10 protein-coding genes are annotated in these 11,541 nt (G+C 43.3%); 4 read left to right on the top strand and 6 right to left on the bottom strand.

What is annotated here, in order from left to right:
- Positions 1-80: 80 nt before the first annotated feature.
- Positions 81-1,475 carry an MFS transporter gene (locus APA_RS12755; protein ID WP_201322651.1) on the bottom strand — a complete coding sequence of 465 codons (1,395 nt, stop codon included), beginning with the start codon at positions 1,473-1,475 and terminating at the stop codon, positions 81-83.
- A complete protein-coding gene (gene recO / locus APA_RS12760; RefSeq protein ID WP_201322652.1) occupies positions 1,472-2,308 on the bottom strand; it encodes a DNA repair protein RecO in 837 nt (278 codons plus the stop codon). The genes APA_RS12755 and recO overlap by 4 nt, the downstream gene beginning before the upstream one ends.
- Before the next feature lie 205 nt (positions 2,309-2,513).
- Here recO and APA_RS12765 point away from each other — a divergent pair, with 205 nt between their 5' ends.
- On the top strand, positions 2,514-3,014 hold the full coding sequence (locus APA_RS12765; protein ID WP_236579562.1) for a GAF domain-containing protein: 501 nt from the start codon (positions 2,514-2,516) through the stop codon (positions 3,012-3,014).
- A 59-nt stretch (positions 3,015-3,073) separates the two neighbouring features.
- Positions 3,074-3,970, top strand: coding sequence for an Rpn family recombination-promoting nuclease/putative transposase (locus tag APA_RS12770; protein WP_201322653.1), 897 nt, complete (start codon positions 3,074-3,076; stop codon positions 3,968-3,970).
- Between the two features lie 35 nt (positions 3,971-4,005).
- Here APA_RS12770 and APA_RS12775 read toward each other — a convergent pair whose 3' ends face one another.
- Positions 4,006-6,081, bottom strand: a complete 2,076-nt coding sequence (locus tag APA_RS12775) for an FAD-dependent oxidoreductase (protein WP_201322654.1) — start codon at positions 6,079-6,081, stop codon at positions 4,006-4,008.
- A 236-nt stretch (positions 6,082-6,317) separates the two neighbouring features.
- Here APA_RS12775 and APA_RS12780 point away from each other — a divergent pair, with 236 nt between their 5' ends.
- A complete protein-coding gene (locus tag APA_RS12780; protein ID WP_201322655.1) occupies positions 6,318-8,549 on the top strand; it encodes a PhoX family phosphatase in 2,232 nt (743 codons plus the stop codon).
- A 306-nt stretch (positions 8,550-8,855) separates the two neighbouring features.
- Here APA_RS12780 and APA_RS12785 read toward each other — a convergent pair whose 3' ends face one another.
- From APA_RS12785 to APA_RS12795, 3 genes are all read right to left on the bottom strand, one after another.
- Positions 8,856-9,113: a hypothetical protein gene (locus APA_RS12785; protein ID WP_201322656.1), complete on the bottom strand. Its 258-nt coding sequence runs from the start codon at positions 9,111-9,113 to the stop codon at positions 8,856-8,858.
- A gap of 392 nt (positions 9,114-9,505) precedes the next feature.
- A complete protein-coding gene (locus APA_RS12790) occupies positions 9,506-9,622 on the bottom strand; it encodes a Photosystem I reaction center subunit IX (RefSeq protein ID WP_201322657.1) in 117 nt (38 codons plus the stop codon).
- Between the two features lie 101 nt (positions 9,623-9,723).
- A complete protein-coding gene (locus APA_RS12795; RefSeq protein WP_201322658.1) occupies positions 9,724-10,299 on the bottom strand; it encodes a Photosystem I reaction center subunit III in 576 nt (191 codons plus the stop codon).
- Between the two features lie 192 nt (positions 10,300-10,491).
- On the opposite strand from APA_RS12795, the gene tsaD reads away from it, so the two are divergent.
- Positions 10,492-11,517, top strand: a complete 1,026-nt coding sequence (tsaD, locus tag APA_RS12800; RefSeq protein WP_201322659.1) for a tRNA (adenosine(37)-N6)-threonylcarbamoyltransferase complex transferase subunit TsaD — start codon at positions 10,492-10,494, stop codon at positions 11,515-11,517.
- Positions 11,518-11,541: the final 24 nt, after the last annotated feature.

An 11,541-nucleotide genomic window follows, 5' to 3' on the forward strand; every position in this document is an offset into this window, starting at 1 on the left:
TTGCGTTACAAATCACACGATTTCACGAAAGCAAAAGAAGCCCGTCGCGCTTCTTTTGCTTTATCAAAGGGAGATAAAATCTATGACTGCTCGACTAATTGGCGGGCAATGTACCAAGTGAGAATACCTGTGGCGATCGCGATCGCACTTAGTGCAAAAATAACCCTCTGCAATCCAAAATAGGATTCGGCAATCCCTGCAACCGATAGCGGCAAACTCAGTGCAATATTCACGGCATTATTTTGTAAGCCAAAGACTTTACCGCGCACTTCTTCAGGGGTTTCTTCTTGAATTACCGTCTGCATCGGAATTACGCATAATCCCGCAAAAATCCCTGTACCCGCGATCGCAATTAGCCCCAATACAAAGCGATCGCTAAAAACAGCTAGCATCCCCAAAAATGCTGACATTCCAAGGGAGCCAATTAAAGAAAGCATTTGACGGCTACAGCGATCGCCTAGTTTTGCCACGATCCCCGCTCCGATCGCCATGCCCACACTTGCCACGGCGAGCAAAAATCCAAACTGCTCAGATTTAATTTCGGGCATTACTTCTGCTAAACGCACGGCAAGTACTGTCAGCGCCGCAATGATTGAAAAGGTACAAATTAATTGAATCAGTGCTGATAGCGAAGTTTTTTTATGCTTAAGATATTGCAAACCCTCTTTGATGTCATTCCAGAGATGAAAGCTATCACGGTGTAGATCTTCTTTGGTTTCGCCTGTTTTCAATAGAATCAGAATAATTCCTGCGACTAAATAACTACCGCCAACAAGGATTTCTTGACCGACATTATGCCAAAGATGATCGGATAGGGCTAAAAGTGGTTCGCCAAGAGCAAATCCTAAAATTAACGCCCCCATGATCGTGGTTGTGTAGAGCGAATTTGCCGATAGTAACTTTGGTTTCTCGACTACGAGCGTAATCGCTGATTGTTCGGCAGGGGTGAAGAACTGCGTGAAGGTGGAGACCAGAAAAGTAATACATAGTAATCCCCAAAAGCCAGTCGGTGCGCCCCAAGGTAGCACGCTGTTTCTCGTAACCCAGAGTAGTAGGGGAATGCTGAGAACCAATACTCCACGCAGAATATTTGAGCTAACTAAAACTGTTTTTTTATTCCAACGATCCACATATACGCCAGCGATCGATCCAAATAAAATCGCGGGAATTGTGAATGACACCATGACTGCGGAGACCCAACCGCTAATCGTTTCGCCCTCATGCTGAAATTGTGTAGAAACGATCGCAATTACGAGTACTAAAAAGATTTTGTCTGCGATCTGCGAAAAAACCTGTCCAGTCCACAGTGATAAAAAATTAGGATTACGAAGAACCGACTTAGAATCAGTTGACAATGAATCAGTTAGCAGTTCAGGAGTGTCTACTGTATCGCCATTGTTCGCATGAGTATCAGCATGGTGGGGATCGGGAATCTCTGGCAGATTTGGTGTAGGCGGATCGAATAAATGGGTCATATATTAAAAAAACAGTTATCAATCAGAGCCGAAGACTGGATTGGTCTATCAAAATGATACTGTGCATAGGCTCGTAACAATCTTTCAACTGCAAGCCAATCTGTTGGATTAGTTTCTAAAATATTATCTGCTAAATCAGTCTGGGCAAGTTCTTGCATAGCCAGAAGTTCGGACGCTGTTAGGTAGTGACTGATGCGATTGTGTATAGCTTCACTCATGCTTGATTCAGCGCTATCAGAGTTCGGATTACCGTCACTAGCAAGATCGGTTATTTCAAGATTAACTACGCCGCCGCCGACAATACTAAAACCTGCTTTCCATTTTTGTTGTTCGCGATTTGCCATAACTGGGCTTTGACTGATACAACAGCTATGTACTTGGGGTGCAAATCCTGCGATCGCCAGTAAATGGTATGTCCCATGATTTAAATGCGCCAAGACATTTTGATTCTCAGCATCCTGAATACGATTTAGATGCTCAACTAGCACTAAAAATAGCTCTTCTTGGGGCTGAGATGATAATGCTTGCATCAGGGCAAGTTCCGACAAATATTGTGCGGCGGTAAGCTTAGCTAGAGTTTTCCCCAAACCCACAAAAGATTGCAAAACTTCAGCATGTTTAATGCGATCCATATTGCGCCCTACGGAAATCTGCAAATCATTGACCACAAATAAGCCCGATCGCCCTGCCATTGCTGAGCGATGTTTTCGCGCTCCTGCGGCGACAGCTCTGATCAAGCCATGCTCCTTAGTGAGAATGGTTAATAGGCGATCGTTTTCACCTAAAGGCATCCCCTTAAGATTTATTCCTGTGGCTCGATATTCTTTAGGCAATTTTGACCTCGTTAGGGTTTAAAGAACCAATTTTTTGTTGGTGCAGCGAAGCCGCACCAACAAAAAATTGGTTCTTTATTTTACTGTCAGTAGTTAAATGGACTAAAATAGAGATCATCTAGCAATCATCGATTGTTTGATATCGGAATCAGTCACTGATTTGATTCTTTGCCCATCTTTTGCCGATTTAATCATTTTTTCCATAATGAATCCTGCCAATCGCGATTTGAGTTTAGTTTTAAGTCGCATTACCAATAAGCTACAACAAGATCAAGTTGTTAGTGACTCTCTACACAAGCTCAGAGAGAATCTTAATGTTGATCGGGTGGTTTTGTACTATTTCTACACTAAATGGAAAGGACAAGTAACCTTTGAAGCTATAAGTGAACAGAAATATTCGATCATTGGCTCAACTGGCCCTGATGATTGCTTCAATATTGAATATGCCGCGCTTTATTTGGAGGGACGTGTACAAGCTACTGATGATATTGAGAAGGCTCCTATTAGTGCTTGTCATCAAGATTTTTTGAGAGGTATGCAAGTGCGATCAAATTTAGTTGCACCAGTTTTAAATCATGGGAAGCTCTGGGGACTATTAGTTGGACATCATTGTCAAGATATCAGAGCATGGAAAACCTCAGATATTGACACCATCCGTAAATATTCTCATGATCTGGCTTTTGCTCCTTCAATTAGCGATTCATGATTTTTGGCGCAATAGTCGAGTCTTGCTAGAATGAAGCTGGGAAATATAGGCGTTAGCATATGAGATTTATTAGTCCAAAAACTGATTTTGCGTTCAAGAAAATCTTTGGCTCTGAACAAAGCCATGATGTCTTGATCAGTTTTTTGAATGCGATGCTTTACAATGGTCAGAGCAAAATCTCGCAATTAGAAATTCTCAATCCTTATTTAGCGCCACGCATCCGAGGCGTTAAGGATACCTATCTCGATGTCAAAGCCAAGCTAGATAACGGCACAAGTGTGATTATCGAAATGCAGGTATTAAATATTGAAGGATTTGAAAAGCGGATTCTCTACAATGCCGCAAAAGCCTATTCTATTCAACTCGGTATTGGACAATCCTATTCGCTACTCAATCCCGTGATTGCCCTGACAATTACTGATTTTGAGATGTTTCCAGAACTGGAGCGATTAACTTCTCGGTTTATTTTAAAAGAGAAAGACTTTTTGATTGATTATCCCATTTACGATCTTGAGTTAGTGTTTGTCGAGTTACCAAAGTTTGATAAAGCACTCGTGGCGCTAGAAACCTTGGCGGATAAGTGGTTATATTTTCTTAAACATGCGATCGATTTAGATGTTGTGCCAGAGAGTATGAATCTTGTTCCAGAAATTAAGCAAGCCTTTGAATTTGCGAGAGAAGGAAATCTGTCGCCTGAAGAATTAGACGAGTTAGAGCATCAGGAGTTCTTTATCCAAGATCAACATAATGCGATCATTAAGGCTTTGAAGCAAGGAGAGAAAAAAGGCTTGGAGCAAGGCTTGGAGCAAGGTTTGGAGCAAGGTAAAACGGAGGCAACGCTGGCAATGGCTACAAAATTACTCGATCTTATTGATGACGTGGCGGTTAGTCATGCTACTGGGCTGAGCTTGCCAGAAATAGCGGAATTGCGAAGTACGCGATCACAAGATCAATAAATCCGTAGTGATCGCATGTCACCAATTTACAGCAATCACCAAATTTTCCAATCACTCCAATTTAGATTAAAAATAGAAGTATCGGGAAATGCGATCGCATTATTGTTTTTTACTAACATTTGCTGTAGTTGCGTAAATTGTGGGCTTACCCTCGGTAAATTCTCAACTAGTTGGTAAGGGAGAATACCTTCAGACAAGGCAAAAGAAGCAGTTGTCCCCGCAGCGGCTCCCACAGACCACTCGTAGGAATGGACGCGATATCCTGCGGCGACGATGTAACTAAAAGCGATGTTTTTTCCAGACACGATCAGATTATCGATTTTTTGAGGAATTAGCGATCGCAATGGGATTTGACCTGGAAATGCTGGCCCATGACCATTGCGGACTCCTGTCCGTTCAGTATTTCCTGCTTTCTCGACTGGATATTCACTCAAGCAAGGATGGAAGTCTAGGTAATATTGAGCGATACCAATCGCATCAGGATAAATCGTCGAACGGGTGCGGCGAGGAATTTTGTTTGGCTCAGTATTATTTCTAATGGTGCTAGCTGCTTCTAAACCCGACAAAGCTTTCCATAAACTGCGGTAAGTTGAATCCGAGAGGTTATTTCGATAAAGCTCAGTACTAAAATCGACCTGTGAGACATCAATTTCCGACATGCTAAAGCCTTCAGGATAGCCATAGGAAGGACGACCGATGATCCGCCTTGATTCACGAATATATGGGTATTTGGACAGCCCATGTAAAGTCCCCATGGGCGAGTCAAAGCCCGTTAGTAAACGGTGATTAGGAAATGGCTTTTTCCAGTCAGTTTTTTGTTGTGAATCTGTTGTTCCTGCGACTAGCCAATAATAGAAGCCAAGCGCGATTTCTTCACCACTCTTAAGGGTTTCTGTGCGTAATCCTCCCATCCATCCATTTGGCTCTAATTGTCCCATTCGTTGCAATTGTTCTTGAGAATAAATGAGATTATCTTTGTCTGTCCCTGGACGATAGTCATTGCCCCATACCCAGTTCTGCATGGAGATATCACCCGCTTGCATGGCGGAAACACCAAAGGCATTTTTTTTAGGGTTTTCTGATTCAGCGCTCCAAATACGGCGATAGGTGAAGATCGTGTCAAAGTTGGCGAGATTGGGCTTGGGGTCAGAACCGTAATAGGGTGAATAACGATCATAAGATTCAGGCTTCTTTTGCGGTTGTGCTTCTTGGGTTTGCTCCATCGCAAAGGTATAAGTAAAACCCTGCGTGCAATAAGTATCATTCGCCGTTACGGGTGAAGAGGGATTGAGATGCGATCGCGGATCGATACCTAAGCGATAGGGAACATCGGCTAGGGCAATGATTTCCCCTGTTTCGGTGGAGTCAACCACAAACCAATCACTTGGACGCTTTTGCTGCTGGGTCTTTTCATTAACTACAGGAACAAAGCGAATAATTTGTTTTTGTAAGCGTGGCGAATTTTCGTAACGATATGAGTCGTCAATAATTTGTGAAAGTGGCTCAGTATTTAGCGGTGGTGTATTTGGTGCAGGACTATGTTGAATGGCGATCGCGCTATCGATCAGTTTCCCGTCCGCACTCATTTCCAACTTTTTAATTACGGTATTCGGAAACCATTTCAACTTGCCATTCCCTTTTTGGGCTGCTTCCTGCAACATGCCCACTAGTATTTGCTGCGCGGTATTGGGGATAAAACAAGACACACTTACCCAACAATCTCCCGCATTTAGCTTTCCATAATTCTGTTCAATTCGCTTCCGAAATTCTGTGTATCCTTTAGGAAAAAACCACAGGTTGCGCTGTTTCTTGGCTTCATCTAATGCGGAAGTACCTTGAGTAGTTATCTGCCCACCCACCCAATCGGTAATTTCAGTCATGCAGACAGTGCGTCCTGCGAGTAGACCTTCGTAGGCAGTTGCTGTACCTGCGACCCCACCACCCACGATCAGGATTTCACAATCTTCAGTGCGTACTGATGCTTTAGCAAGAGAATTTTGAGCGATCGCTAGATCGGAGATTCCTATAGATCCTACGGAAATCGCTGATATAGCGATCGCATAGGCTGAAAACCAAGTTTTAGAACTAAGCTTTTTCAATGATTTTGACATTAGGGTAGTTTTTAGATTGCAGCATATCCTAACCATAAGTTTACCTTGCCTTAAACTCATGACGCTAGAGTTAAATCTATAGGCAAACTATTACGAAGTTATAGCTATAGCCACTTATGTTAGGACAAAAACAAAACCCAAGAGAGAGTTGCGGCGCAAAGCGCCGCAACTCTCTCTTGGGTTTTATATCCTGACTTGACTGTCTACAGCTATAGCATCAGGAAATTATTAAAAACATGACCATTAACCGCAGAGATTTCCTCACTTTTATTGGTGGAATTAGTGGGGCAGTGCTACTTGGCGCATCTCCTCACGATCGCCAAATCCTCAAATATTCTATGCCTTTTATGGGATCTGAGGCAGGCAACGAGGCGTTTGCGGCAACATCTTCAAAGCTTAGCTTCAAACCCATTAAAGGCGTAATGCCACTGCTCACGGATATGATCGCTCCGTCAAAACAGAGTCAGGCATACAAAAATGCTGAAGTAATTGACGATCTAGTTCTTCCCGAAGGATTTGCCTATGATGTGATTGCAGCATGGGGCGATCCAGTTGGAGATTCGCGATTTGGCTATAACAATGATTATTTATCACTGGTTGAGACCAGTAAGAATGAAGGTTATCTAACCGTCAATTTTGAATACATCAGCAGCATTCCTTGGGAGCAATCTTTCTCCCAAGTTATTGGCAAGTCTTTACCATTTACTGAAGTTGCCGATCAACTCAAAGCTATGGGTAGCAAAGATATTGATGCTTGGTCATTAGCAGACAGCGATCCACTCAAAGACAAAATTAAATTGATCTCCAAAGAAGCCTTAATCGATCTCGGTATTGGCGTAATTTCAGTGAAGCGCAATGACGATGGCAAATGGGAGCGCACTAATTCTAAGGCTGACCGTCGCGTAACTGGAATCTCAGGTTTAGAAGATGGCCGCTACCTCAAGTCAACGGGAGCCGCAGTAGATATTTTCCGTAAGGTTAAGGGTTTAGGCTATACCGACAAGCTTGGCGATCGCATTATCGGCACATTCAATAACTGTGCTGGCGGGACAACTCCTTGGGGAACTGTATTCAGCGCCGAAGAGAACTATCAATATTTTGTACCAGAGGAGGTAATGCCCGATGGAACTTCCTTCAATCCCAGCAAAAAGAAATTCACCAAAGATGATGGCGAACTAGTTGGTGTTGCTAACGTATTTGGTCTAGCTGCTAATAAATATGGCTGGATGGTAGAGATCGATCCCGCCAATCCCAACGATTTTGGAACTAAGCATACTTGGCTAGGGCGTTATCGCCATGAAGCCGTTGGTATTCGTGCCGAAGCAGGTAAACCTCTAGTCTTTTATTCAGGCTGCGATCGTCGTGGTGGACATCTCTATAAATTTGTCAGTAAAAGTGTTGTTACCGATCTGAAAGACAAAGCAAATTCTAAACTTTTGGAATCGGGAATGCTCTATGCAGCCAAGTTTAATGCCGATGGTACGGGTAGCTGGATTGCTCTAAATCCTCTAACCCCGATCAATCCTCACAAAATTGATGTCCTCGCAGGAAAAATGTTGCCTCTTCCCAAACGTCCTGAAGGTGGAATTTTTAATGCAACTAAAGAAGAGGAGATTGCGGAATTTAGATCCAAATTCAAAACTTTGGGGGATCTATACATTGGCAGCGATCGCGAGAAGCAAGGCGCAATTTTGATCGATGCCCACTATGCGGCTAATGCCGTTGGCGCAACTTGTACGGCGCGTCCTGAAGATACCGAAGTGGCTACAGATGGGACATTATTTATTGCCTTTACTTCAGGTTCTGCTAGTGCTAGTGATGGTAGTCCAGATTTACGCATCTTTAAGGGTAAAGATGGCAAAGCATACGAATATGGCTGGATCATGCGCCTAAATGAAGAAAGCAATAAGCCTGAGGCAATGAACTTCAAATGGTCGATGATTGCTACAGGTGGCGAACCAGCCGAAGGTGGTCTTGGTTTTACCAATCCTGACAATCTGGCGATCGATCTTGGCGGACATCTTTGGATGGTAACTGATACGTCCAGTGACAAGTACAATCGCGCTGTTCCTAGTCGCCAAGACAAAGATGGAAAACCTGTCAGTCAATCAAATTTACGCGGACTTTACGGCAACAGTTCGATTTGGTTTGTACCAACCTCTGGTGCAGATACTGGCAAAGCATTTCTATTTGGATTTGGTCCAATGGAATCCGAAACCACAGGTCCATTTTTCTCTAGCGATCAACAGACGCTTTTCTTGGCGGTGCAGCACCCAGGGGAAATCAATGGTACGCGCAATAATATGGCATTTGAATCCCGTAAATTTGCGATGAGAACCACTAATGGCAAAGAGTTTACGCAAACCCGTAAGGTTCCCATTGGTTCCAATTGGCCAACACTAAAGCCAAATGATCCACCCAAGCCTGCGGTAGTTGCAATTCGGAAGATTGACAACAGTTCTATTTAAGAAGCCATTTAAGAATTTCTTTCTGCCGTAAAAAGATCTAAGAGATTGCCCCTAAAGCCCCATTTACAAGGGAGTCATGGAGATCTAGACAATTCTTAAATGGTTTCAAACTTACAGCCCTTAGGGACTTGCGATTTAATAAAGTCCCAAATATAAACCCAGAATCAGTGGGCGGCTTCGCCGCTCCACTTATTCTGAAAAATCTGGATTGGCACTTTATTTTTTCGCAATTCCCTTAGCACTTAAGCCATTAACGTCGGGCTTTGCGCGATCGCAGTAGTGACAATAAAAATCTTATAACCCAGCTTAATTATCGCCATAACTGATAGCTCCTGTATATACGTAACTATAGAACGCAGCAAGAGCGATCAACATACCGATTACAAATAGCCATATCCGCAGACTTAGTGATGCTTTTGTCCATATTTGCTCTCCAGTGAGTTTACCTAGATAGCAGCCTACCAAGACTCCATATATGGGCATGTGAATGAAGTGATCGTACCAAATCCCTTTTGCATTTGCCCCTTGACTCCAATTCCATAAGGTTCCTAAAATTCCTGTCACTAGAATAGTTCCCCACAAGCACCCCAGAAAAGTCCGTCCTGTAAGGGGTAGGAATTTGAATGATCTGTGAACTACCAAGTGAAAAATTAAAATCAAACTGAATAGCAGTAATAAACCAACAACTAGATTAAAAAAAATAGATAGAATCGCAAAGCCAAACATATTGTTCTCAGAGATTCACAAAGTTAATAATTTAAATATATATCAATCCATTAATGTCATTATTTATTTACGCCCTGCCTAGATATGTAAGTAGCTAAGCAAAATCAAACCCTACAAGGCTGCTAGAAAACAAAAAAGAGATAGTTCGCTAAGCGAACTATCTCTTTTTTGTTGTGAAATCTATGTTTTTAATTTAAAAGCAATGCTCTTAAGTTAAAGCTTCTAAAGATTTAGAAGGGAAATGTCAAGATGTCTGGGAATAAGCGGTTAGCTTCGATCAATACACCAGCGGTGATTGTCATCCATACAGCAGCCAAGACAGGAGCAGAAGATAAAAAGCCGTTCAATGGATTTCTCCTTTTAGATAGTTTTAATTTTTCTCCAGAGTGCTAAAACATTTGTCGCCACACTCTGGAAAAGTTAGCAAAGCGATCGCTAGATATAGAAACTAGCGAGGCGAAACGGTAACTTCATTTTCAGGAGCCAACAGTTCGCCAGTGCCAAACTCTTTAAGAGCAGCAAGGGGCCATGCAAATCCAGTTAGCATACATTTAATAGCAAGAGGAAGATCGATGATGATTTCCTTTTGAGCTGCGGTTGCTTTGTCCTTACGGATCGCGATCAAATAAGCACGACCAACCCAGCCGATCCAACCTGTGATGAATAGAAACATCAAGGCGGGAATGGTAAATTCGCCAGCGTGACTCCAACGACCATCGCTGATCAAGTGAGGCAAGCCATCTTCACCGCAAAGCAAGCCAGAGTTGGCATATTTTGCAAAGCGAGCTTCGGTTTGGGCAATTTTACCTTTGAGGTATTCAGCAGGGCCGCTACCAGCTTTGAAATTAGCTAGACGGGCTGTGTAACCATCAACTTCACTTGTCAAGCGATCTTGAAAAGCAGAGGAGGTTGCACAAGGAGTCAAAGCATTGAATGAGAATTCTGCGTATGCAGCAGGGGTTGCAGCAAGGCTAATGCCAAACCACAGGCTAATAACTAGAATGAGAGCAAAAAGTCTTTTCATGGACTGACCTTAATTTACCTTTGATAAGATAGGCAAAAATAACGAGATTTTCGTTTGAGAACTTAGCCTCAGATCCTATATCAGCGATCGCGCCTAGGTAAAGCAATCTTCACATCCTGTAAAGTAAATTATCAATTAAGATGATCTAACTGCCGCGATGCGGCAGTTAGATCATCTTAATTTTGTTTAGTAATGCCAACTATTCTTGCGATCGAATCTAGCTGTGATGAAACGGCGGCGGCGGTTGTATGCGATCGCCAAATTCTCAGTAGTGTAGTTTCATCGCAAATTTTAACTCACGCGCTTTATGGCGGTGTTGTGCCTGAGATTGCGGCGCGGCAACATGTGGAGACGATTAATCCTGCGATCGCGCAAGCATATCGCGAATCTGGCAAAACATGGGCTGAGATTGACGGGATTGCGGTGACGACTGCCCCAGGGCTGATTGGTTCGCTGATGATCGGTGTGACGGCGGCAAAAACCTTGGCAATGTTACATAAAAAGCCTTTGATAGCGGTGCATCACCTTGAGGGGCATATCTGTTCGGCTTTATTGGCTGATCCAACTTTAGAGCCACCATTTTTATGTCTATTAGTTTCAGGTGGACATAGCAGCATTATTTTGGTCAAGGACTATACCGACTATCAGGTAATGGGCAAAACTCGCGATGATGCGGCGGGTGAGGCGTTTGATAAAGTTTCGCGGTTGCTAGGTTTAGGCTATCCAGGGGGCCCAGCAATTGACAAGATCGCGATCGCGGGAGATCCCAAGGCTTACAAATTACCGCAAGGACGTATTCCTGATTTCCCTTATGACTCTAGCTTTAGTGGTTTAAAAACCGCAGTATTGCGCTTGACCCAAAAACTTAGTCCCAATGGCGAAGAGTTACCGATCGCCGATATTGCCGCCAGTTTTCAAGAAACCGTTGCTACTGCTCTGGTAACCCGCACGATTAAATGTGCAGTTGAACATAACTTATCGACAATCGTGGCAGTTGGCGGTGTGGCGGCAAATAGTGCTTTGCGATCGCGCCTTGTGACCAGTGCCGCAGAGCATGACATTCGGGCAGTTTTTCCACCCTTGAGTCTTTGTACGGACAATGCCGCGATGATTGGCTGTGCAGGGGCTATTCATTTCGCTCGTGGCGAAACTTCGTCAATGAATATTGCGACGCGATCACGCCTCAATCTCGAAGATTGTCAAAGTCTGTATGCTTAAATAAAAAACGCCGCGAAGCGGCAT

It is taken from the genome of Pseudanabaena sp. lw0831, from assembly GCF_016584665.1.
In the GTDB taxonomy this organism is placed as follows: domain Bacteria; phylum Cyanobacteriota; class Cyanobacteriia; order Pseudanabaenales; family Pseudanabaenaceae; genus Pseudanabaena.

Bases quoted from the DNA above. Each gene is read 5' to 3' on its own strand.
- APA_RS12755 (WP_201322651.1), bottom strand. From the start codon at position 1,475: ATGACCCATTTATTCGATCCGCCTACACCAAATCTGCCAGAGATTCCC.
- APA_RS12765 (WP_236579562.1), top strand. From the start codon at position 2,514: ATGAATCCTGCCAATCGCGATTTGAGTTTAGTTTTAAGTCGCATTACC.
- APA_RS12770 (WP_201322653.1), top strand. From the start codon at position 3,074: ATGAGATTTATTAGTCCAAAAACTGATTTTGCGTTCAAGAAAATCTTT.
- APA_RS12775 (WP_201322654.1), bottom strand. From the start codon at position 6,081: ATGTCAAAATCATTGAAAAAGCTTAGTTCTAAAACTTGGTTTTCAGCC.
- APA_RS12780 (WP_201322655.1), top strand. From the start codon at position 6,318: ATGACCATTAACCGCAGAGATTTCCTCACTTTTATTGGTGGAATTAGT.
- APA_RS12795 (WP_201322658.1), bottom strand. From the start codon at position 10,299: ATGAAAAGACTTTTTGCTCTCATTCTAGTTATTAGCCTGTGGTTTGGC.
- tsaD (WP_201322659.1), top strand. From the start codon at position 10,492: ATGCCAACTATTCTTGCGATCGAATCTAGCTGTGATGAAACGGCGGCG.